This window comes from Spiroplasma apis B31 (genome assembly GCF_000500935.1).
Taxonomy (GTDB): Bacteria; Bacillota_I; Bacilli_A; order Mycoplasmatales; family Mycoplasmataceae; genus Spiroplasma_A; species Spiroplasma_A apis.
Genome location: NC_022998.1, coordinates 933,057 through 957,163, shown reverse-complemented (window position 1 = coordinate 957,163; position 24,107 = coordinate 933,057). Strand labels below are relative to the sequence as shown.

The 24,107-nt window shown below is 28.7% G+C and carries 23 protein-coding genes; 16 read left to right on the top strand and 7 right to left on the bottom strand.

Annotation, left to right across the window (positions count from 1 at the left end):
• Positions 1-413: 413 nt before the first annotated feature.
• A complete protein-coding gene (locus tag SAPIS_RS04125) occupies positions 414-788 on the bottom strand; it encodes a hypothetical protein (RefSeq protein ID WP_041612619.1) in 375 nt (124 codons plus the stop codon).
• Between the two features lie 2 nt (positions 789-790).
• Positions 791-1,477: a hypothetical protein gene (locus tag SAPIS_RS04120; protein ID WP_023789945.1), complete on the bottom strand. Its 687-nt coding sequence runs from the start codon at positions 1,475-1,477 to the stop codon at positions 791-793.
• Positions 1,478-2,709: 1,232 nt separating this feature from the next.
• Between SAPIS_RS04120 and SAPIS_RS04115 the strand changes: the two genes are divergently transcribed.
• The 3 genes from SAPIS_RS04115 (at position 2,710) to SAPIS_RS04105 (ending at position 6,059) form a co-directional block, all read left to right on the top strand.
• The gene (locus tag SAPIS_RS04115) at positions 2,710-3,075 is read left to right on the top strand and encodes a hypothetical protein (RefSeq protein ID WP_023789943.1); all 366 of its coding nucleotides are present in this window, start codon (positions 2,710-2,712) and stop codon (positions 3,073-3,075) included.
• 68 nt (positions 3,076-3,143) lie between these two features.
• On the top strand, positions 3,144-4,118 hold the full coding sequence (locus SAPIS_RS04110; protein ID WP_023789941.1) for a serine aminopeptidase domain-containing protein: 975 nt from the start codon (positions 3,144-3,146) through the stop codon (positions 4,116-4,118).
• Between the two features lie 303 nt (positions 4,119-4,421).
• Positions 4,422-6,059: an acetyl-CoA carboxylase biotin carboxyl carrier protein subunit gene (locus SAPIS_RS04105; protein WP_023789939.1), complete on the top strand. Its 1,638-nt coding sequence runs from the start codon at positions 4,422-4,424 to the stop codon at positions 6,057-6,059.
• 226 nt (positions 6,060-6,285) lie between these two features.
• On the opposite strand, the gene SAPIS_RS04100 is transcribed toward SAPIS_RS04105, so the two are convergent.
• Positions 6,286-6,486, bottom strand: a complete 201-nt coding sequence (locus SAPIS_RS04100) for a hypothetical protein (RefSeq protein WP_023789937.1) — start codon at positions 6,484-6,486, stop codon at positions 6,286-6,288.
• Between the two features lie 53 nt (positions 6,487-6,539).
• Between SAPIS_RS04100 and SAPIS_RS04095 the strand changes: the two genes are divergently transcribed.
• The 5 genes from SAPIS_RS04095 to SAPIS_RS04075 all read left to right on the top strand — a co-directional run bounded on the left by SAPIS_RS04095 (position 6,540) and on the right by SAPIS_RS04075 (position 12,640).
• Positions 6,540-8,030 carry a glycoside hydrolase family 1 protein gene (locus tag SAPIS_RS04095; RefSeq protein WP_023789935.1) on the top strand — a complete coding sequence of 497 codons (1,491 nt, stop codon included), beginning with the start codon at positions 6,540-6,542 and terminating at the stop codon, positions 8,028-8,030.
• A gap of 2 nt (positions 8,031-8,032) precedes the next feature.
• The gene (locus SAPIS_RS04090; protein ID WP_023789933.1) at positions 8,033-8,647 is read left to right on the top strand and encodes a hypothetical protein; all 615 of its coding nucleotides are present in this window, start codon (positions 8,033-8,035) and stop codon (positions 8,645-8,647) included.
• Positions 8,648-8,650: 3 nt separating this feature from the next.
• Positions 8,651-10,057 (top strand): glycoside hydrolase family 1 protein, encoded by a 1,407-nt coding sequence (locus tag SAPIS_RS04085; protein WP_023789931.1) that lies wholly within the window; start codon positions 8,651-8,653, stop codon positions 10,055-10,057.
• Positions 10,058-10,166: 109 nt separating this feature from the next.
• Positions 10,167-10,469, top strand: a complete 303-nt coding sequence (locus tag SAPIS_RS04080; RefSeq protein WP_023789929.1) for a PTS sugar transporter subunit IIB — start codon at positions 10,167-10,169, stop codon at positions 10,467-10,469.
• Between the two features lie 59 nt (positions 10,470-10,528).
• Positions 10,529-12,640, top strand: a complete 2,112-nt coding sequence (locus SAPIS_RS04075) for a PTS sugar transporter subunit IIC (protein WP_023789927.1) — start codon at positions 10,529-10,531, stop codon at positions 12,638-12,640.
• A gap of 43 nt (positions 12,641-12,683) precedes the next feature.
• Here the strand turns inward: SAPIS_RS04075 and SAPIS_RS04070 are convergent, their stop codons facing one another.
• Entirely contained in the window at positions 12,684-12,881 is a 198-nt protein-coding gene (locus SAPIS_RS04070; RefSeq protein ID WP_023789925.1) for a hypothetical protein, read from the bottom strand.
• A 74-nt stretch (positions 12,882-12,955) separates the two neighbouring features.
• On the opposite strand from SAPIS_RS04070, the gene SAPIS_RS04065 reads away from it, so the two are divergent.
• From SAPIS_RS04065 to SAPIS_RS04055, 3 genes are all read left to right on the top strand, one after another.
• Positions 12,956-13,273 carry a PTS lactose/cellobiose transporter subunit IIA gene (locus tag SAPIS_RS04065; RefSeq protein ID WP_023789923.1) on the top strand — a complete coding sequence of 106 codons (318 nt, stop codon included), beginning with the start codon at positions 12,956-12,958 and terminating at the stop codon, positions 13,271-13,273.
• Between the two features lie 21 nt (positions 13,274-13,294).
• Complete coding sequence (locus SAPIS_RS04060; RefSeq protein ID WP_023789921.1) at positions 13,295-14,245, top strand: ROK family protein; 951 nt, start codon at positions 13,295-13,297, stop codon at positions 14,243-14,245.
• Positions 14,246-14,334: 89 nt separating this feature from the next.
• Positions 14,335-15,300 (top strand): 3'-5' exoribonuclease YhaM family protein, encoded by a 966-nt coding sequence (locus tag SAPIS_RS04055; protein ID WP_023789919.1) that lies wholly within the window; start codon positions 14,335-14,337, stop codon positions 15,298-15,300.
• Between the two features lie 37 nt (positions 15,301-15,337).
• Here SAPIS_RS04055 and SAPIS_RS04050 read toward each other — a convergent pair whose 3' ends face one another.
• Positions 15,338-15,751: an HIT family protein gene (locus tag SAPIS_RS04050; protein ID WP_023789917.1), complete on the bottom strand. Its 414-nt coding sequence runs from the start codon at positions 15,749-15,751 to the stop codon at positions 15,338-15,340.
• A gap of 131 nt (positions 15,752-15,882) precedes the next feature.
• On the opposite strand from SAPIS_RS04050, the gene SAPIS_RS04045 reads away from it, so the two are divergent.
• On the top strand, positions 15,883-16,236 hold the full coding sequence (locus SAPIS_RS04045) for a helix-turn-helix domain-containing protein (RefSeq protein ID WP_023789092.1): 354 nt from the start codon (positions 15,883-15,885) through the stop codon (positions 16,234-16,236).
• Positions 16,164-17,171 carry an IS3 family transposase gene (locus tag SAPIS_RS04040; protein ID WP_041612618.1) on the top strand — a complete coding sequence of 336 codons (1,008 nt, stop codon included), beginning with the start codon at positions 16,164-16,166 and terminating at the stop codon, positions 17,169-17,171. Before SAPIS_RS04045 ends, SAPIS_RS04040 begins: the two co-directional genes overlap by 73 nt.
• An 8-nt stretch (positions 17,172-17,179) precedes the next feature.
• Here SAPIS_RS04040 and SAPIS_RS04035 read toward each other — a convergent pair whose 3' ends face one another.
• A complete protein-coding gene (locus SAPIS_RS04035; protein ID WP_023789913.1) occupies positions 17,180-18,880 on the bottom strand; it encodes a lipoprotein in 1,701 nt (566 codons plus the stop codon).
• Positions 18,880-21,198, bottom strand: a complete 2,319-nt coding sequence (locus tag SAPIS_RS04030; RefSeq protein ID WP_023789911.1) for a lipoprotein — start codon at positions 21,196-21,198, stop codon at positions 18,880-18,882. The genes SAPIS_RS04035 and SAPIS_RS04030 overlap by 1 nt, the downstream gene beginning before the upstream one ends.
• Positions 21,199-21,374: 176 nt before the next feature.
• Between SAPIS_RS04030 and sufC the strand changes: the two genes are divergently transcribed.
• Genes sufC through SAPIS_RS04015 form a run of 3 tightly spaced genes read left to right on the top strand, consistent with a single transcriptional unit; the run spans position 21,375 to position 24,104 of the window.
• Positions 21,375-22,115 carry a Fe-S cluster assembly ATPase SufC gene (gene sufC, locus SAPIS_RS04025; protein WP_023789909.1) on the top strand — a complete coding sequence of 247 codons (741 nt, stop codon included), beginning with the start codon at positions 21,375-21,377 and terminating at the stop codon, positions 22,113-22,115.
• 9 nt (positions 22,116-22,124) lie between these two features.
• Positions 22,125-22,889: a SufB/SufD family protein gene (locus SAPIS_RS04020; RefSeq protein WP_023789907.1), complete on the top strand. Its 765-nt coding sequence runs from the start codon at positions 22,125-22,127 to the stop codon at positions 22,887-22,889.
• Positions 22,890-24,104 carry an aminotransferase class V-fold PLP-dependent enzyme gene (locus tag SAPIS_RS04015; protein WP_023789905.1) on the top strand — a complete coding sequence of 405 codons (1,215 nt, stop codon included), beginning with the start codon at positions 22,890-22,892 and terminating at the stop codon, positions 24,102-24,104. It abuts the gene before it with no gap.
• The last annotated feature ends 3 nt before the right edge of the window (positions 24,105-24,107 follow it).

Genomic DNA, 24,107 nt, shown 5'->3' with positions numbered 1-24,107 from the left:
ATATAATGGTGCGGTACTAAAACTCAAACTATACCACATTAAAAGGTCTGCCTACTAAATAAAAAGGCAAGATAAAAAATTTTAAGAAGTCTGCTTGTGTTAACGAAAGTTAGTTAAAGAAAAATGAATTACAAAAGTATAGAGAAATAATATGACAACAAATCGAACAGTGGGTTGCGTGATAAAATTGTACTTAGCAAGGGAAAGAAAGTTTCAAAATGTTAAAAGCTAGAGTCTCTTTCGTTAAATTTAAAGGGTGGAGATGTTCTTTTATGTTTTTCTCTACGAAACTAATAAAGTGATAGTGTAAGAATACTTTATATAAAAAACAAGTTGCCTAAAAAAATCAACTTGTTTTTCCCTTTTTTATAAATTTTGTTTGTCAGTAGATAGTTTTTATGTGTTGCTTTTATTTACACGCTTTTTTTATTTATTGTGTCACCAAATTTGCTGACCATATCTTTATTTTTAATATAATTGATCAAGTAATATATTCAGAAGAATACAAGAACAGAAATAATGAAAACGGCATCTATTATTAGTAGTGAAAGGTATATCTTTTTAGATTTTCAGATCTCGTTGTTAACAAGAAACAAAATTGAAATTATTAAACTTATTAGAAATAAAAAACCTGCTACTCAAAATAATACAAAAGCTAATATAAAGTTTCCATAATTTACTTCTCCTATCACAGAAATTAATATTCATAATAAATTAGAAATGAAACCTATCGCTGACACAATAATCAAGGCACAAGATACCTTCTTAGCAGTTTTATTGAATAACATAATTAATTTGACCCCCATCCAACATCAAATATTACACATCCATAAGTACCTATTCATACACCACTACCATTATCATATGAACTAAAAATAAAGGAGTTAACTACCAAAAATAAACTTAGCAAAGAAACGGCTACAGCAGTACCAGGAAATCACCCAGATATTGCATCTACAACATCTATTACATTTGATGCTGTATCTAATATATGAGCTGCTGTTTGACTTTTTTCATGATCAAAAATTATTTTTCCTCACCCGAATCAGTACCACTTAAATTCAATTGTAATTCTATCTATTCTAGGTTGTGGTTTTGAGTCTAAGTATTTTAAGTTATTTTTGAACTTTATTAAAGAAATATACTCATTACTAAAAGAAAAACTTTTATAAAGTTGTTTTATTTCTTTTGTAAAAATATTATTATTTAAGCTATCAACATTGATTAATATCAAATTATTTTTCACATAGATAGATGCTAAGAAGTTTGCTTTCGCCGCTTCTCTTACTTCGTGATTTAAGGCTTTGAAATAATTATCTAAATAATTATATTTGCTAATATTCTTTTGCTGTTTGATACTATTATTTAAAGTCATATTATTTTTGATTTTATCGTTTAATACAAGGTTATTTGATAAAAGAGATAAAGGAGATGCTATAATGCTTGTTATTCCTACTATGCTCAGCAATTTTTTCATTGTTACCTCCTATAACGTGTAAAGCTGTTTCGTGCTTTACAACGGGATAATTTTAAGAGAATCAAATAAAATAGCAACATATTTATTAACTCTGAATTTAAATTTCACACTTTCTTAAGTTGAAGCAGCAAAGGTATTTAAAAAACATTTTTAGTGTTAATTTATTGTCAAATGCACGCAATTCATTAACATCCAACTTTTTGGTAGCGAGTAAGTATCAAAGAAAAAAACAAGGCTAGAAGCTTTTATTTTTTTTAATAAGTACCACTTGCAAAAACTAAAGGCCTTTTAGCAAATTAATTTTTGTAGCATTAAATAATTATACGACAAAACGACAAAACCACAAATCCTATCGTGATGTTTACATAAATTTAAGAATAAAAGTGAAACAATTGTCTTTTAGAAATAAAAACAAAGTCGTGCAAGTTAAAAAAAGAAGGAGCTTTAAAATTTGGAATGCAACGGTAACGAAAAAAAAGTTTGAGAACTATTATAAAAACTGGGAAGGATAATAAAAAGCAAATAATTATTCCGTAGAAAATTTTTTAAATAAAGTTTCTTACTAGGTGTAAATATAGCATATAAAATGAAAAGAGTTATTTAGTATTAAAAAAATAAAGGCACCTAATATTTCACGCTGCCTGAATAATTTAAAAATATTTATTAAAATCTTAATATTTGTATTCTTAAACTTTAGGTATAAATAAACTTAATATTTCTTAAAGCGCTTATCATTAATGGAGAAGGAACTCAAAAAACTTTTTAGTACTCTAATTTAATTTTATTTGAGAAAATATATAACTTGTATAAAGTCACTCTAAGTAAATTACTTTTAGGAGAGGCAAGATTAGTTTTAATAAAGTTATACTAAGGTTGGTACGATTAATTTTAATGGTCTCGTATTTATTGTTTAAATTATTCCTTTATACTTTTAATAAAGACAACAAAATAAAATGATATTATCTTATGAGTACAAATCTCGAAAATTATTATAGTAAACTAAAAGTAACAATTAACACTCCTTAAGTAGTGTTAACATCTTATTTTGTTAGTTTAGAGATGAAATTTGAGTTTATATGAGATTCTAATTTTACAATGTTTTTAAAGATATTTTAATATCTTGTAAGAACAATAACGTCTATAATTTGTAAAAGTAGTAATTAAACAAAAAAGAAGGTATAATTATACCAATCATAAAGCTAGTCTTTATTAAGATAACAGGAGTTGATGTTATGAAGAGACACGATAAACTGAGAAATTTACACGAAGCACTTTTTGCATTGGACAAAGAAGTTAAAAATGTTTGTAAAGGTGTTGAACAAAGGTTGAGAACTTTACCAAAGTATAGAGATACTTATGAAAGAATATTGACAGAAGTAGAGTTTGAACGTAAAAATGAAATGTATGGTAGATCAACAATTTATGACTTTGAAAGAATGAGAATAAATTTGGAACAGGATGCAGGTAATGTCATTTATGAAGCTATCAATGTAATTGGTAACGACGAATTCATCAATAGAAAGCAAAACGTTATCTTTGCTTTTTGATTTTTAGGTCAATTTGACGTTTACGCGCTTGATCTTTCTCACGAAGATTAATATTGATAAATACAATAAAGTTGTATTTTTTTTATGCTAAAATCACAATAATGTTTAGGAGCGGTATTATGGAACCATGAACACTGATATGAAGTTTATTGAGTAAGATATTATATACAATTGGTGGTATCACTATTTTGATACTTATTTTGATACTTATTATAAGACTTGTGAAACTTAATTCTTTAAGTTTTAAACCCACTGCCTTTCAAAAAGGAGAGTTAATCAAGAAAAAAATGTTCAAAACAAAAGATTTATACGAGCTTGCTTGATATGGAGATATTGATCCAGAGAGTGAATACATATTGATTGGCGTACATGACTTAAATAGAAATCGCAAAGATTTTGAGCGCTTAAGTAACTATTTTGCTCAAAAGAATAACTTAATATCTGTTGTAAGTTTTGATCAAAGAAATTGTGGTGATAACAAAGATTTTTTTGGTTACCATCCAGGAGTACTAATATCAGATTTAAATGAAATAGTGGATTCTCTTAGTGAGAGTTACAAAAGTAAGAAAATTATCATACTTGCAGAGGGAATATCTTTTGCGAGTTGTCTATATTTATCAAAAAATAAGAATGTGCATAAAATAATTTCAAGTTCATTGAGATTGAATATAGCATATAATAAGGAACCAGGCTATAATTTTAAATTATTTATGGGAACACTATTTAATATGAACACCTTTTTAAAAGAACATATCAATGGTTTAGATTTAGTTGATGATATTAGTTATGCAAAAAGTTTAGAAAAACAAAACTTAGAAAAAGGTAGATACTCAGTTCGAAGTTTATTTCTTATGAATAAAGTTAACAACAATATTAAAAGACACATCAACAACTCAAATAATAAAGTGACTTTAATACAACCTACAAATGATTATTATTCTGATGCAAAAAGGACAGCAAAACTTTTAAGTGCATTGGATGAAAACTCTTATGAATTAATTTTGCTTAAAAATTACAAACACTATACATTAAATCACAAACATTCAGAAGAGGTCTTTGAAAAAATCGAAAATGCAATAAAGAAAAGTGATTAAAAACTTCACAATTAAACATTACAGTATAAGATATTAGATTAGCAACGAAACAAATTTTATTAACAACTTTATTATTACAATAAAAAACAAGAACTATGAATTAATTACTCATCTTTACATAGATATAAAAAAATCATACAGCTATTTCAAAGAAGTAGATATTTTTATGTTTCAGTTATTTGCCTAAAAGTTCAATGCTGTAACTACAAAATGAAAAAAACTTCAATATCTATTGAAAATACGGTAAAATAAAAAAGTAATGTTCAATGGGCGTTGAACTATATATTTAAAGGGGCTATCAAAATGGAAAGATTAAAGTTTGAAAACTCTCGAAATTATAAAGGTATTGTCGAGAGTGTATTTGTGTCTGATGGTGAAGTTGTCAAGGTTGGCCAACTTCTAGCTAAAATTTCAACACAAGTTGAAAGTTTTGAAATTACTTCACCAATTGAGGGTATTGTTAAAAATGTTTATGTTATTGAATCATTAATTGTGACTAATGGAGACATTATTTTTGATATTGTAAGTAGTTCTGAACAAACAATGGAGCCAACTCTTGATTTCACTAGCGGCACTGAAATTTTCAATGCTGATGATATACAAATTGGTATGGAAACAAAAAATATTTTTCCTACAGATAAATTTATGAGTGAAAATGAGAACTTCAAAAAAAGTGATGAATTTTTAAAAGCAAACTTTGATTCAAATGTAGAAGAAACTTCAAGAGATTTTGAAAACGCGGAAAACAAAACCGTCGAAAGTGAAGACATGCACACATTTAAAAATGAGTTTTTGAATAAATACGACGAAAGCATTAATGAAAGAGTGGACTCAATGAATTCAAATGTCGAGCCCCTAACTATAAGTGATTCAATAACAGAAGAACTATCGCTTTGAGAATTGAATGAGAAAAAACATGAAAGCAGCTTCACAGATGAATTCAATAAAAATTTAGAAAACAATCAAACAAGGAAAGACAAAAATGATAACGTCTCGATTAAAGATCTTGAATTAAATAATCAGAGTGTTTCACATGTAAATGAAGAAGAACTATTGTCACAAATAGCTCACGAAATAAAAAGATTGAACAAAGCCTTAGAAGAAAAAGAGAGTGATTCAAACAAAAAAACGAGCCATGTAATAACTGTAGACGAATCACAAAGTAATTATCTAGTAGATCGTGATGAAAAAGATAGAAAAAATGAGTTCTTAAATAAAAAACTTGAAGACTTGATGCTATCGGATAAAAACTCTATGGAAAAACTAGAAAGTCTAATCAGCAACAATGACCTTTTGAGTGAAGAAGTACGATTACTGAAGTTGGAAAACGAAAAACTAAATGAAAAACTACAACTTATAGAGAAAAGTTTTAGTTTAAGTTCAAAAAATAACGAAACTACAAAAAAATTCAAAATGAGTTTTGAAGTTGATATTACAGCATTAATGACTATATATACATTAATGCAAGAACCTTATTTAAAAAAAGGAATTGAACTTTCTTTATGTACTTTTTATTTAAAAGCATTCAATATGGTTTCAGAAAAATTTAATTTATTAGATGTCAATAAAAATACAATATCACTTGGTACAATAGACGAAAAAGGATTAAATTTTAACAACTTAGCTTTTGACTCTAAAATACCTTTAGATACTTTGGCAAACTTAATGAGTGGAAAAGCTTCTCAATCAAATGACTCAAAACTAGTTATGTTTGAACTTTCTAATCATTCAGCAGAATACGTTAATTTAAATTTAGAAAACCCTTCAGACATTTTATTAGTAGTGGGTGAACCAAGGTCAAAAGTGAAAGAAGATATGATACTTTCAAACATTGTAACAGTTTCATTTGAATTTGATTTAGATATTCTAACAAGCAGTGTTGCACCAAATTTTGCTAAAGAGTTTAATTATATAATTGGAAATCCTGGATTTATAATTTAAAATTCCCTTTTAATAAAAGGGAATTTTTTATTTTAAAGTTGCTACCATTTTTTTAAGTTCAAGACATTTATTATATGAATATCTAAAAAGTAGAATTCCTTGAAGGAAGTCATAAAAAAATACTTTGATAGTTTTTTTCTTATAAAAGTTTCTAAAATAATGGTGTGGTTCTAAGTCATTTCAAACGTTTATCGCTACAAATTATTAAAAAAGATATTCAATATTCTTAATTATGACCATATAGAATAGTAAGAACAATTACAATAATTGCTATAGTTCAAAATATTAAGAATGAAAGTAAAACTACTAATTTACTTCATGAAAAAAATTTGTGCATTACTTTATCAAAGAATCTAAAAACTCCTCATATGATAAATGGTAATGCCAAAAACGAACCCGCCAACACTGACCCAACTAAAATACTCATATTTACCCCTCATTTAATATATTTTACAACTAAAATTGAAAGGTATTATCACAATGCAAAAAGAATTTTTATTTTCCTTATCAACTAACGCATTTCAGGTTGAAGGAGGTCGAAGCCTGCATGGCCGTACCGACTCTATCTGAGATTGATTTACAAAAACGAATTATCACATACCACCGACCGGAAGTACTAAAAGAGAGATCAACTCCATAGAAATTAGTAGTGACCTTTATCATAAATACAAAAGCGACGTTAAAATAATGAAAAATCTTGGTATTAACTCACTGATTTATTGCCTTGACTGGACACGTTTATTTCCCAAAGATGAAAACTTTGTGAATCCTATGGGAGTACAATTCTATGATAATTTTTTTAAAGAGTTATGTGAAAACGGCATTAAACCAATACCAATACTATTCCACTGAGACACACCCTTATGACTTGAAATTAAAGGTGGCTGATGTGAAAAGTATGTTTTAGATGCTTTTCGTAATTATTGTGCAGCAGTGTTTAAGTACTTGGGTAAGTATTCTGACATTTGATTTGTTAATGATGAGAACAAGACATTTATGTTGGATGGTTACCTAGGAGAAGCTATTCCACCAGGTTATAAAAGCGTACATAAGTTTGCTACTGCACTTCATAATTTAGTAGTTGGGGCTGCCATCGCTAAAGAAGAATTTCAAAAAGCAAAAGATTTAGGGTATGTAAGTAAGGAAGCTATTATTGGTATCGATGATGATTGGTCACCTCCAATAGTTTTCGACAATAGTGAAGAAAACAAAGAAGATTTAATCAAAAACTATAATATTTGGATGCGAGATCTTTGGATTCAACCTAATTTGCTTGGGATATATCCAAACGAGTTCCTAGATTTTTTAAAAATTAATAATATTAACGCTAATATTGTTGATGGTGAGTTAGACTATATAAAAAAATACACCTTAGACTTCATAGGATGGAATTTTTATAGGCCTTACTTTATTGCTGATAGTAAAAAAGAAGTAAATCCAAAGTTAATATATAATAAACCTCTCAAGTTACCTTTCGGTGAATTTCAAATAGTACTCCCAAGGTCGCATAAAAAATATACTAAATGGCTTTGGCCGATTGCACCAGAATATTTAGAAATAGGGTTAAAAGCATATAAAGAAAAATATGATTTACCAATTATGATAGTAGAGAATGGTTTTGGTGATTTTGATCTTAAATCTAACGAAATGATTCTGGATTATGATAGATTAGAATATTTGCAACCAGTATTAGAATCTGTTAGTAGATGTAGAGAATTAGATCTAAATCTGTTTGGTTATTCCTTATGAACTTATTGCGATATATTTTCTCCAAGTGCAGGTTATCGAAAGGATTATGGGATTATATCTGTTGACTTTAATTCTCCTATTAAAGAAAGAAAACCAAAATTAAGCTATTGTTGATACAAACAGGTAATTGAATCAAATGGAGTTAATACTTCAATTGATAAAACTAAATTAGAAAGGGATTTAAAAAATATTTTAAGAGATTGAAATATTTTGTGGAAGTAGATGTGATTAAACAATTTAAAATAAATAATGAAGAAGAAGCACAGCAACTTGATAAAGACTATAATGATTTTTTAGATAATATAAATAAGAAAAAATATATGTCAGTGCTGGAAGAGCGTAAACGTTTGAATAAAATTAACATTGTGTCAAAAATTAAAAGACCCCTATGTGAAGTGTTCAATGCTTTTTTGGTGATATCTTTAGAAGATATGAACCCCAATTTATCAATTGACGATCTTGAAGAGGGATATTGATACAAGTCAAGTAAAAAAAATAACAATGTTAAGTTCAAGTTGAATAAATTTATTCCTAACAAAGAGATTCAACTTACTTGAATAGCAAATAATCAAGTATTTATAAAAACTGTCACATTTTATTCATTAAGAGATGATAGCTTTACTAAAATAAGATATTCAGATTACGTTAAAGGAGATACTTCTATTATGGGTTTTTTTGAGCGTCATATTTTATCGGTTTATGTTAAGAGACAAAAACTAGCTTTTCATATTCAAATATTAAAAACTAAATTAAAGTTAAATATGGTATCAGAAGAAAACAAATATAAGGTTTTAAAAAAGATTGAGAGGTTATTGAGCTTTTCAAAAAGCCTAAGTTAATGAATGAAAAAAATAAAATTCTCAAAAGACTTTTGGTTTGGAGCTGCTACAAGTGGTCCTCAAACAGAAGGTGATTATAACAAAAGCAATCCAAATATATTTGATGACTGATACAAAAAAGATCATTCTGCATTTTGAAATGGTTTGGGACCCGATAAAACTTGTGACACATATAATAAATATGCAGAAGATATACAATTGATGAAATTTATTGGCTTAAATAGTTTCAGGACCTCTATTCAATGAACAAGACTTATTAAAAATTTTGAAACTATGGAAGTTGATGAAGATGGCTTGATGTTTTATACAAATTATTTTGAAAGTATAAAAAAAGCAAATATTATACTTGTTGTAAATTTATTTCACTTTGATATGCCTGTGAGTCTTGCAAAATTAGGGGGTTTTGAGAATCGAGAAGTTATATATAAGTTTTCCGAATATGCAAAAATATGTTTTCAAAAGTTTGGAAATTTAGTAGATTACTTCACAACTTTTAACGAACCTGTTGCAGCAGCAGAAAACCAATATTTATACGGTTTCCAACCACCTTTTGTAAAAGATTTTAAACGTTTTATAGCGGTTTCTAATAATACTATGCTAGCTCATTCATTAGCGGTGCAAGAATTTAGAAATATATTTGGTACTAAATCAAACAAACAAATCGGAATAATTTTAAATTTAACTCCATCTTACCCAAAAAACTTAGCGATAAGAAATATAAAAGCATCTAGGTTGCGTGATTTAATTTTTAACAAGTTTTTTCTGGACGCTGTGATAAAAGGTAAGTACCCTATAAAGCTTATCAAGTTCTTAACTAAAGAAAAATTGATGTTTCCTGTTCATGGAGATGATGCAAACATATTGGAAAATGGAAAGATTGATTATTTAGGTGTAAATTATTATCAACCATCTAGAATAAAAAAATCCTGTTCGATTAACAACACACCACCTTGAAATTGATTTGAAACATACAGATGAAGCAAAGGACGCTTCAACCCCTATAGAGGGTGGGAGATCCACCCTAAAACCATTTATAAAATTGGTATCCTAATTAAAAAACGTTATACAAATATAAAGTGATATATCTCTGAAAATGGTTTGGGTGTTGAATCAGAACATAGATTTAAAGAATCATCTGGTGTAATTAACGACTCTTATAGAATTGATTTTATAAAAGAACATTTATACTGACTAAATAAAGCCATCAATAAAAACTCGAACTGTTTTGGTTATCATGTTTGAACATTCATAGATTGTTGAAGTTGAGCAAATTCTTTTAAAAATAGGTATGGACTAGTAGAACTTGATTTAGAAAAAGGGATAAGAAATATTAAATACTCTGCGTTATGGTATAAAACACTATGTTCAACCAAAGAATTAACTATAAAATCAATTAAAAAAAGTAAATAAGAAGCACTCCTATACCTCGTGGGAGTTTTTTTCAGTTTTTAATATTTTTTCCATTTTAGAACTTCAAAAATGGAAAAAGATTATAATAATTTTAAAGGAGGCAAATGGAATGAAAAAAATATTATTAGTTTGCTCGGCTGGTATGTCTACCAGCATGCTTGTAAAGAAAATGCAAATGTATGCAGCTTCTAAAAAATTGGATTATGAAATAGTTGCCAAAGGTATTGCCGAAGCTAAACCAGAACTGAATTTGTATGATGCCATAATGGTTGGACCACAAATTAGTTACGCCCTTGAAGATATCATAAACATGACTAACAATGTTCCGGTTGAGTTGATACCAACCCAAGTTTATGCAATGGCTAAAGGCGAAGAAGCAATGAAACAAGCTGAAAAAATGATGGGTGAATAGTTAAACACTTATATCAATTTTATTAATTATTAAATTTGTCTAGAAAGAAGGTTTTTATTATGTCGAATAATAAATTTAGTCCTGATAACAAGACACGATCTAGTAAAAGTAATGGTTTTAAACCATGATTTAAAACCAAATTTATACCAAAAGTGGCAAAAATAGGTAATCAAAGACATTTGGCTGCCATTCGTGACTCTTTTGGTACAATGATTCCACTTATTATTGCTGGATCAATAGGTGTATTGGTAAATGCAATAGTGTTTGGTGGTGCTGGATCAGGATATGTGTCGTTATTAGGTTTATTTGCAAAAGCAAGTCACCCTGAGTTAACGTGGGATGGTATCTCTAAACTCTTGGGTGACACAACAAATGGTTGAGGACAAACTTCAAAGATTTGTGGGCTGGCCTTTGGTCATATGAATACAGTAACTGTTGGAATGATGTCAATTTATTTTTCATTCTTATTTGGTTATTATATATCACTAAGTAGAGGATTTCAGCAACCAATAATTGCTGGATTAGTATCAACTGCTTCATTTATGTTGGCTGGATTAGGAGAAATTGCATTCTTCATGGATGCAAAAGGTTTGATTGGCGCTATTCTATTTGGAATTATCGCAACCGAAGCTTTTGTATATCTTTCATCATTAAGAGCACTTAATATTAAAATGCCAGATGGCGTTCCTCCAGCAGTTGGAAAGTCTTTCGCAGTATTTTTACCAGCTGTAATCACATTGGCTGGAATAGGGGTATTAAATATTTTTGTGTTAGCACCAGCGATAATAACTGGTAATCTAACCGTGACAGGTAATAATCAAGCTCAAATTGCAACAAATCTTCAGGAAGTTGAAGGTTTACTGGATAAAGTTAGGGGATTAACAAATACTCAAATTGCTGAGTTATTGAAAGTAGATGCAGATTCACCCTGAATTAAAGATATGTTTAACAACTTAACAACTGAGAAGTTCAGTCAGTGATACAATAGTCAAGGAAATGATATTAAGTCATTGGTTGCAGCTTTATTTCTAAATCAAGGTCAAAATGTAAGTTTAGGTGACTTTCATCATTTAAATGCCGATAATATCTTAAACTTTGGATTAGATGCAAATGGTAAAATAGCTGCCCTTACTGGGTCTTATGTTTCTACAAAACTAGGTCCTACACAGTTTGGTTTGAATGCTGCAATTTATCAATTCTTTACTTCTTGATTTATTGGATTCGCTACAGGTAGTGGTGGATTAGGTCTTGCAATAGTATTCGTATTCTTTGTTGGATTCTTCTGATTCTTTGGAGTTCATGGATCAAATCTAATGGCCGGTGTATTTGAACCTATATTTTGGATGGTTCTTGGAATAAATACATCATTAGTTAATGGATTAGGTTATGATGTCGCTGCTGCAACAGGATCAATGGGTGTTTTCACTAAACCATTTTTCGATTCATATATGTATGTTGGGGGTAGTGGTGCTACTCTTGGATTATTAATAATGACGTTTGGATTCTCTAAACGACGCGAATTAAAAGAAGTTGCTAAATATGCAACACCAGCAGGGGTTTTTCAAATAAATGAGCCAGTTATTTTTGGTTATCCAATAGTTTTAAATGTTGTGTACATTGTTCCATTTATTTTTGCCCCTATACTTAATTTATTTATAGGTTGAATATTTTCACCAGCTGTTCTGGGGTTTGTAAAATATTCTTATGTAGCTGCTCCCTGAACAGCTCCATGATTTGTAAGCGCCATAATTACTTCATTAGATGGAAAAGCAATTATTCCAGCAATGATTTGCTTTGGTGTGGATTTATTGTTTTATTTACCGTTCATATTATTAGACAATAAGTTATATTTCAAAAAATTAAAAGCTAATAACCCTGAAAAATATGAACTAGAGAAAAAATATTATTCTGATAAAGTATATCGTTATGAAGTTGACACAGAATCTAAAGTTAAATATTTAGAAGAAAAATCTGAACTGATGTTAATGGATGCTGAGTCACAAATTACTTTTTGAAGTAGAAGAATGACAAATAAAGAAAAACTTGAAAAACGTAAAGTAGAACTAATGAAAAAAGCACAAGTTAAACATGATAAATACATTGAACAATCTAAAAAAGTAGCTAAAGCTAGAAGCGAAAAACTTATGGCTTTAAGAAATAAAAAAAGATAATTAACTTAGATTATTTAAAAGTTCTACCTTTGGGGTAGAACTTTTAAATAACAACATACAATGATAATACAATTATTAGAATTATTAACAATGAGGTTACCATTGCACCAATTAAATATATCTTCAACTTATTTTTGACAAAGTGATGAAAAAATCTCTCTAGTAATTCGATAACTATATATATAATAAAATAAATAATCAATGGTACAAAGCTAAAGTAAGCTACACTTGAAAAATGCATTGTCTATCTCCCTTTGGTAAATCAAGTACATTATAACAAGATATTAATATAGAATAACTTTATAGGAGAAAAATATGAAAGATTTGAATTTTGAACAAGTATCATTCACTATTATCGCACACGCTGGTGAAGCCAAGGGAAAAGCTATGGCAGCAATAAAGTGTGCTAAAGAAGGTAATTATAAAAAAGCACAAGAGTTAATCGTAGAATCTGAAAAATCCCTAGCCATTGCCAGTCATACACATATGGATATAATCTCAGCCGAAGCATCAGGGGAAAAGATAACTATACCAGTTTTATTTATGCATGCTGAAGATCAGCTTTTAACCACTGAGACTGTTATACTTTTGTCTAAAGAAATAATTGAGATTCACGAAAAAATAAATAAATAATTAAAGGATGGAGAATATATTATGATAAAAGCATTATGTATAGATATCGGGGCTACCTCTGCTAAATGTGCACTTTTTGAAGATAACAAAACCTTATTTAGATTTTTTGTAGATACCACGAATAATAAAGATATAGTTAAAAGAATACACGAAAAGTTTAATAAAAAGTGTGAGGAATCTAACATAAAAGCCGATGACCTATCATTCATAGGGATTGCCTGCGCTGGATTAGTTGATTCCACAAATGGTATAGTTGTATTAGCTTCTAATTTAGGATGGAAAGATTATCCGCTCTTAGAGACCACTAAAAAATTATTCAAAAGTAATAAAGTTTTTATACTCAATGATGCAAAAGCTGCCACTTATGGAGAATGAAAGTTGGGTTTAAAGGGTAAAAAGAGTTCAATGGCTCTTTATTGTATCGGAACAGGTATTGGTGGTGGTGCTATATTTGATAATAAATTAGTAATGGGAGATAGCTCTGGACTACCTAGTGAACCCGGTCATGGTGGTGGGTATCAAAATACAATCAAATGTGCTTGTGGTCTAGAAGGGTGTATTGATCCAATTAGTTCAGCTACTTGAATTGAGAAACAATTAAATTTGGTTGGTAGTAAATCGACAGGAAAACTTGGTGAGTTATATAAATTAAACAATAACTTACATATAATTGATATCGTAGATTTATTCAAGGAAAAAGACAAGGAAGTAATTAGTATATTTGAAGAAGCTGTGGAACCATTGGCTAAATCAATGTCTACACTAATTCATTTCTTGGACTTTGAAACTTTTGTAATTGCTGGTGGACCATCGAATTTAGGACAACCACTTTTAGATATTATTAAAAATCAACTTAAACGCTTTACACTTCCCAACTTTTTAAATAAGTTGGATTTGCGAACTGCTAGCCTAACTAATTGATCAGGAACTTATGGTGTCTATGAGTACGGAAAAGATAACTATAAAGATTAAAAACAATATTATTAAATTGCAATTAATTCTAAAAGCACTTATTAATGAGTGTTTTTTTTGTTAAAATTACAATATTATTGAGGTATTGTATGAGAATAAATGAAATTAAGTCTGAAACTAAGAATTTAGTTTTGATAGCAAGAGTTGAAAAAGTAATATTATCAACAGGTAACAACGGTTCAAATTATCTAGTAGTTTATTTAGTAGATAAGACAGGAAGGGTTGAAGCAAGGCTTTGAAATTGTGATGACGCAGATTATGAAACTATCAAAGCAGATAGTGTTATAAAAATTGAGGCAGTTGTAAACGTTTATCGACAACAAATTCAGTTAAAAATAAATACATATGAAGTTTTGAAAGAAGAAGATTTTCATAAGTATGATATTACTGAGGAAACTTTTTCTATATCAGCTCCTATAAATGTCGAGATGAATTTTAAAGTCTTGATGGAATTTTTAGAAAAGTTAACCAATGAAACATATAAAAAAATAACCATGTCAATTATTAAAGAATATGAAGATGAATTTAAAACATATCCTGCAGCAACTTCTATACACCATAATGTAGTTGGTGGCTTATTTTGACACAGTTTTTCACTTTTAATGGCAGCCAAAGGATTGAAAGAAGTGTATCGTTATGCTGAAATTGATTGAGAACTAGTTTACTGTGGAACATTGCTACATGATATCGGTAAAGTAGTCGAAATGAAAGGTAAAAGAGCAGCAGAGTATACTGATGAAGGTAAATTACTTGGTCATATCTCTATTGGTAATACCTTCATATCATTGAAAGAAAAGGAACTAAATATTGATCCCAAATTTCATAATGAAATTGTTAAATTACAACATGTAATTTTATCAAGTCACGGTAAGAATGAATTTGGTTCTCCTGTTGAACCAGTTTTGATAGAAGGTATTATAATTTCATCATTGGACGCACTTGATGCTAGAATTTACAAAGTTAACGAAGAGCTTATGAAAGTAGAAAATTCAGGTTGATCTTCAAGAATAATGACAGAGGATGGAAGAAGTTTTTTAAGACATTATAAAAAATAAAAACACTTTACTTAGGAAAACTAGTAAAGTGTTTTTATTATTCTTTTAATGCTTTATATATTTCACTAATTGCCGACATTTTTGATTCGTCCTTATTTATTTGGAACAATAATCCTTCACCTTTTTGATACTTCGGAACTATATGTTCATGATAATGAAACACCGACTGATAAGCATCACTTCCCTGATTAGAAACATAATTGAAACCAATAGGTTTCATAGGCAATTTCTTAGTTAATAATTCAGCAACTTGTTTTTTGGCAATTGCAACTTCCTTTAAAAACAAGTCATCAGTTTCTTGCAGGTTATTGGAATGATTTTTAGGAATAACCAAGGAGTGTCCATCTGTATTCGGAAACATATCCAAAAATGCCAATACAAACTCGTTTTCATAAATAATATTACTTTCTATTTCTTTGTTTGATATTTTACAAAATATACAATCTTTCATCTTATTTACCTCTAATCTAATTGTACAAAAAATATAAAAAAAAACTATTTAAAATAGTTTTAATGAATATAATTCTCTAAGTATACATTATGTTAAAAAAAACATAAAATTATACAAGGAGAATTTTTTAAATGGCTAATTTAAAAGGAAACAAATCAAACATCCTAAATTTTGAGACTAAAAAAGAGTTGATTATCAAGCATTTTGATCAAAATTTATCTTATAAAGACCTATCAAAAATGTACAATATTTCATATTCAACAGTTAGAAGAATGTGTGTAGATTGAGAAGTTTTTGGTGATGAATCGCTTATTTCAAAAACTGGAAAACACAATAAGCACAACGGAAAGATTAGAATCAATTCAAAAGATCCAAAAGATAAGAAAATTGCAGAACTTAATAAAAAATTGAAATGATTAGAAATGGAGAATGAGGTTTTAAAAAAGTTCAATGAACTGATGGAGAATTCAGAAAAAAAATTATAAAGTATTACAAAACTATAGATAAATATAATAACAAATACACGGTTCTTTCTTTATGTAAATTATTTAATGTCACAAGAGCGAGTTATTATCGCTGATGTGGTAAAAATAAACCGGATTATGAAATAAAAATAGATATGGACTTAGCATATAAAATAAAAAATATATTCATGATAAACAATGGCATTTATGGTGCACCCAGAATAAAAATAATTTTAAATAATCAAGGCATAGTAGTAAGTCAATCTAAAGTTGCAAGAATAATGAAATTATTTAATTTATATTCAGTTATAAGAATAAAAAAGATGTATAGAAAACCGAAAGAAGTCAAAAAAATAACTTATGGTCCTAATCATGTTAATAGAAATTGATCTTTGTATTCAAAAAATGAGCTTTGAGTTACAGATATTACATATATACCTTTCAATAAAAAATTTGCATATTTAAGTGTTTTGAAAGACGCAAACACTGGATTCATAGTAGGTCATGAGGTATCTTTAAAAAATGACATAGATATTTACAGAAAAACACTTGAGAAAGCTTCGCTTCATAGACAAGATCTATCTAAGAAACTTATTATCCATTCTGATAACGGAAATCAATATACATCTATATTTGCAAAGCGTTATGCTAAAAAAAATAATATTATAATATCATTATCTAGACCAGGTAATTCTATTGATAATGGGATGTGTGAAACCTTTTTTTCATCATTAAAAGAAGAGTGAAAAATAAAACTAAAGCAGGATGAGTTTCTCAAGTTGAAATTAGCAATCGACAATTATATAGAATTTTACAATTATGAAAGAATAATGATTAAACACAAGAGCCCTCCAGCATATGCTTATTTAGATTTCAAATTATGAAAAAAAATACTTCAAACTTGGTTGAAGTATTCTTATAAAAAACATTTTGTATACTTGACAAAATATATTTAAAAATAGTTTTAATCGTCTTTATCTTTATCATTTCTTATGTATTTACCAATTTGATCATATAAACCAGCAAAGTAAATTTCTTTTGCGTTAAGATATTTTGAGTATAAAGTTGTTTTAGCTAAATCTGCTGTTCCTGTATCTTGTGATACTAGGTATTTAATTTGATTTAAAATTGTTGACTGTTGGTCATTTAAATCTTGCACGTCTTTTGAGTGTAATTTTTTATTATTCTCTTGATTTCAAACATCTTTATATCTTGAATTGTTTATCAATGATGGACCAAACTCGATTGCTTTACCTTTACCATCTGCATCCTTAATTTCGTATACTTTACCGCTGCTATCATTTTCTTTACTTCCACCAAGCAGCTCAATCATGTATAGAGGAAGTACAATTACAACTTCTGCTATGTTAGAGTTCTTTGCGTCTACAAAATAAGGTGTTAGGTTATCAAATAATATCCCTGGTTTCTTAGCTTCTTTAACTTTATCTTCATATTTAGCTCCAGCAATAGGACTTGTTCCTAATGATGTACCATTTTCATATAAAGTGAACCCTTTGAAACCTTGTAATCCAAAGAAAGAATCGTAAGCATTTGTATTGTCTCCATTATAAACTGGCAATTTTTCTTTTTGATCTTCAAATGCACTAAAGAGCTTTTTAATGCTTTCACCGCTTTTCAACTCTCCATTTGCTTGATTTATTTCTTTAATACCTTCTACGATTTTTTTGATAGCATTATTATTTTTGTTCTCTGTATTGTCAAACTTCAGTGATCAAACCATTCTAACGTTCGTAGTTCAATCTGTAGTTGTTGAGCTATTTCAAGATTGTGTTTTTGAGAAAATAGGAGACCCAGTATTGATATAAGGGGAACTTCCTTCTTTTGCAGCCGACACTGTGAACATATCTGCTTCCATGAAAGACATAGTTAATAAGTTTTCAATAATTCCTGATAATAATTTATTTTTGAAGTAATCTTGAAAACGTAATTTTAAAGCTGTTTTAGACGAAATATTTATTTTTGTTGATTTGCCATCGTTTGGCACAACGAAAAACGGTGATTCTTTTTTATTAGCGTATTCTTGAGTTAATTGTTCAAGAGTAGGTAAATTATTTGATCCACCTTTACCATCTTCATTGAATACTTGTCATCTCTTATCGTTTATTTCGATGTAACTACCAACGGGAACAGTTCTTTCGTTATCGGTTTTGTATTCTTTTATTTTAGTTTCTTGGATTACATTCAAGTTATATAAAGATTTCAATAATGAATTATCTAATCTTTTACCACTAGCTATTGATTTTGTGTACTCTGTGAATAATAAGTCTTCTGCGATAGAACCAGCGTTATTTAAATATGAATCGATGTAAGACTTTGGTATAGAATCCTTACTTTCACCACTAGCGTAGTCATATTTTTTTAAACCTAATTTATCTAAATTATAATTTGTAGATTCATAACCATATTGTTGACCTATTAATTCGTCTATTATACTTACAACAACCTTTGTAATATCTTCATCTGAAAACATATCTCCAAAGTCTAAACTAGCCATATCCGAACCTTTTAATTTTGCGATTAGTTGTTTAGCCAATTCTCTATTTAGTTTCGGAGTTTTAATTCGTTCTTTATTACATGCGACTACAACTCCAGAAGTAGAGGTGAATAAAGAAATAGCACCTAAGATTCCTAACAATTTCTTCATTATTTTATACCTCCGTTATTTTTTTTGTAATTGTAAGCTATTGAGTTTAAATCGTAAATACTTAGTGAATAGTCAAATGCGTTAGTTTTAAAAGTTTGAACACTTTGAGCACCATTTTTGTCTACTGCGTGTCATCAAACTTTATTTATTTCCTCTGCTAATTTATCGGAGTTGAATATATCATTTTTTACTATTTCTTTTGGATAACCAATATTTGTTTTTGTGTCTAATTCTTCGATCATTTTTTTGTATGCGTCAACAAAAACTCAAGAAGGGTTGTTTGTAACAACAATTTTCATAGATTTTATTGCTCCAATTGTTCAATCACCGATTTTTTTAGCAATAGCTTGAGCTTTTTCGTTACTTCCATCAGGTCCAAATATAACAAATTGTTCTATGAAAGATTTGTCTTCTGTTAGCTTATCTTCTTGTTTGCTAGTCATTGTTTGGAAATAGTCATAAACCATAGTTACTCAATAAAATTCTTTTTCTGATGAGCTTGAAATTGTTGCTCAAGCTTTAACTTCTGCCATTATGTCAAATCCAACCGGTGATCCTTTAACACCTTTTAACAAGGAGTTATTAACTAAGAATTTTAGATATGGATTAGTAACTGTTGAGTTTAACTTATCAAAATATCTATCTTCACCTGTTTTTCTTCAAAAATCATAAATTTTTTCTTGAGTTGTTAATTTATTAAACTCTTTGAAATCATTAAGACTCTTTTGAGTTTCTTTATCAATACCATTTTTTGTATCGTCTATTATTTTTTTAGCATCTTTTTCTTTAGTTGTTGTAGATGCTTCTAATTCCTTAAATCCATCTATTGAAACTATATGAATACCAGAAGAATCTATGTATACTAACTTATCTTTATCTTCATCACTAAGCTTTCTATAAAGGTTATTTGATGCCTTATCGAAGCTTCCAGTTCTGTTTAAAGCTGTTATCAATTTACCAAAGTCCTCTTTTTTATATTCTTTCTCAATATCGGTTTTTGTTGTTCACTCAGGGACTTTCACTTTATCATTTTCATCTGCTCTAGTAACATCAGTTTTATATCTTTCACCTAAAATATAATCATATACAATTGAACTCAATGTTGGTGTGAAGTCAGTTGTATTTGTCAGTGTCAATAAATTATCATAATGTTTAACTGTAGCTTTAGAATGTGTTGTTGAACCTTTTGCCATAATTTCACTTCAAGATGTTTTATCAGTAATTATTTGTTTTAAAAGTGTTCAAGTTTGTTTAGAATTAACTTCATTATCTCCTTCAAAATCTGATGGTAATATACCGTCATCGAAAGTTTTATTATCAGAAAAAGCAATAGTTATTTCACTAATAGCTATTGGGGCTTTGGCATTGTAATATTTGTTTAAAAAGAATTGTTGTGAATTACTCAACATACCCGCTCTAGTATCAGCTCCACCTGTAACTAATTCATTTAAATCGGTTGGAACATCATATTTTATATTACTTTCTTCTATTTTCAATGCTTCGTCAACTTTTGCTGAAATTTCATCATCAGTACTTTGATCATTAACACTTGATTTTACTCACTCACCAGATTCTTTAGTAGAGTTTATTATTTGTTGTAAAGCCTTAACATCTGATTTTGCTGCATATAGTAATTTATCTTTATCATCTTTAACAGATTTTAAAGTAGCTAATTTTCTTTTAACTTGTTCAACTGTTATCCAAGTAACTCCTAATTGGTCGGTATTTAAAAGAATATCTAGAAGAGCTTTTGTAACGTTGTTAGAAGAATCTGTTAATAAAATATCAGATTTATATTTACCTTCTAGTAGATCTACATCCATATCTTTTACTTTATCTTGATAAACAGAATACTTACCAACAAGCATTTCACATCATTTATCTCATCATTTTTTACCATTATCTTTTTTATATTTATCTTTTTCCCTTTGAATTTTTAAATCCACAGCTTTATTTAAGGTGTTTCATTTATCAGATAAAGCAGAAGCTAAACCAGCGCTTATGAAAGCGCTTGAGTTATTCAATTTGATTTCTCCATTTTCTCCAAAGTTTTCTTTAGAGTTAATTAAAATAGATGCATTAATTGTTTTTAAAAAATCTAATGCAAAAGTTTCTCTGTTTTTAGGTCCATTTTCATTAACCAATTTTCATAATACGTCTGATGCATCGATATTAGCTTTTCCATTCAATGAATTTAAAAAATTAATTAGAATAGAATTTCCATCTTGTTTTTTGTCATAGTTCGTACAAGCAACTGCCATCGAACCAGCACTGGCAGTAATTGCAAAACTACCTAGTAGTGTTAATAATTTTTTCACACTTTTCACTCCTTGATTTTGTATCAACATAATTATAAAGAAAAAAAGACTAAAAAAGAGTGAGAAATTCAATTTATTTAAGTACATAGTATAAACAAAAAAAATTATAATTTGTAAATAAATTATCTATTTTCTTCATTCAGGCAATATAATTAAAGAGGTTAAGGAGTTTTAAAATGCACACATTAAAAATTATTAATTTACACGTAAAGATTGAGGATAAGGAGATCTTGAAAGGAATAGACTTGGAAGTTTCATCAGGGGAAATTCATGCTTTGATGGGTCCAAATGGTAATGGAAAATCAACATTACTGATGGCTATAATGGGTCATCCAAAGTACGAAGTAACTGAAGGAGATATTTTGTTAGACGGGAAATCTATTTTAGATATGAGTGTGGATGAAAGAAGTAGAGCAGGGCTGTTCTTGGCAATGCAAAACCCTCAATCTATACCTGGGGTAAGCAATTTAGAATTTTTGAAATACATTGTAAATTCTCATAGTGAAGAACCTAAAAAACTGCAAGAGATTTTTAAAGATATTAAAGCCAAAGCAATGAATCTAGATTTTGATTTAAATATGCTTAAAAGATTTGTTAATGATGGTTTCTCAGGTGGAGAAAAGAAAAAGAATGAAATACTACAATTGAAAATGTTAAACCCTTTATTTAGTTTGATAGATGAAATAGACTCAGGACTTGATGTAGACGCTCTAGAAATTGTTTCTAAAAACTTAAATGATGATGAAATCTCTAAACAAGGTTTGATTATCGTATCTCACTATGATAGATTTTTTAAAAAGATAAAACCAACTCATGCACACGTTATTATAAATGGAAAAATTGTAACAAGTGCGGGTGGCGAGCTTGTTGACCGTATCAATAAAGAGGGTTACAACTGAGTTAAGGATTTAATTTAGGTGAACAACATGTGAAAAAACCCAAATTTTATTGATTATAGAAATAATTTAGCAAGTGAGTTAGTCTTAAAAACGGATGAAAACAAGGTAATTTTATTAGGTGAATCTGATGGAAAATTAAATATTGTAATAAAAGCTAACACTAGTGTTAGCTTAACAATCTTGTTTTTGCCGATTGAAAACTCGGAAAATGACAAAAACTTCAATATTAACATAACTATAGAGGATTCTTCAAGGCTAGACTTAAAAATAGCTAACCTTATGAATTGTAACGCCAATGATAATCTTGAAATCAATTTAAAAGAGACAAGCTCAAGCATTGAATTCTATAGTGCTACTATTGTTAACAAAAATTTCATCAAAAATAGTGTTATAAAATCATTACACAATGCACGTAACACTAGTTCAAATATTAAAGCATATGAAGTATTAAAAAATGAATCAAAGGGTTTTATAAGATGCATCAGTGATATTAAAAAAGGATCAAGCTCTAGTGAGGCACATCAAGAATTAAGATTATTGGTGTTAGATAAGAAGGCAAAAGCAGACTCTGACCCTGTATTATTGATAGACGAAAATGACATCGTTGCTAGCCATGCAAATGCTATTGGAATGCTTGACCCTGACCAAATATTTTACTTATTATCAAGAGGACTTAACAAAGAAGAAGCACAAGAGTTGATAATAAATGGATATTTTGAACCTGTGTTTCTTTCATTAAACGACGATGAAATCGTAATATATCTTAAAGATATATTGAAAGGAATGATTTAAATGGACTATAAAAGTTATTTTCCATATTTTAAATATAATCCAGATGAAATTTATTTTGAATCAGCAGCAACAAGTCTAAAACTAGAACAAGTTATCAAAGCAGAAGCGGAATATAATGAAAAAATTGCAGCAAATACTCATAATGACTTATTTGATAATGCTTATAAGGCTAATGTTATTTTGGACACAACAAGAAAAATGACAGCTAAGTTTATCGGAGCGAAAAATCACAATGAAGTAATTTTTACCAGTGGTGCGACTCATTCATTAAATCAAATCTGCTTTGGACTCAAAACATATTTGAAGAAAGATGATGAAGTAGTTTTGACAATTCTAGAACACTCTTCAAATTTATTACCTTGAAAAGTATTAGAAGAAGAAATAGGAATAAAAATAAAGTATCTAGATTTAAATGATAACGGATCAATAGATCTGAACAAAATAGATAACACAATAAACAAAAAAACTAAAATAGTATCATTCGCTAGTGTTTCTAACACAGTTGGAGCAAGCAACGATGTTCAATCAATAGCTAATGCCATCAAGAATATAAATAACGATATTATCATTGTTGTTGATATTGCTCAGTCAGTACTGCATACGAGAACAAATGTTGAAGAATGAAATGTTGATTTTGTTGCTTTCTCTTCACATAAAATGTTTGGACCTTTTGGCTTAGGTATACTTTGAGGGAAAAAAGAAAAACTAGATATATTAAAACCACTTATTTATGGTGGTGGTAACAACGTTAATATCACATTAACTGAGTACAAACTTGCCCAAATTCCTCAAAAATTTGAGGCTGGGACCTTGAATTTAAGTGCAATTTATGGTTTTTTAGAAGCACTTAAGTTTATTGATAAGATATCAATTGAAAAAATACAAGAATACGAAGAAGGTTTAAAAAGATATTTGGTTGATGAATTATCCAAAATTGATGTTTCTAAATTTGAGTTTTATAACTTGAAAAATCCACAACCAATTGTTTTATTTAATATGATTGGTGTTAGTTCACAAGACTTTGGAGCATTTTTAAATAAAAAATACAAAATATCTGTAAGAGTTGGTAAACATTGTGCAAGATTATCACATTTAAAAACCGGAGCATTAACTACTATTAGAGCTAGCTTTTCAATTTATAATACACGTAATGACATTGATATATTCATTAAAGCATTACTTGATTGTGAAAATTGAGTTAACGAATTAATTTAAATA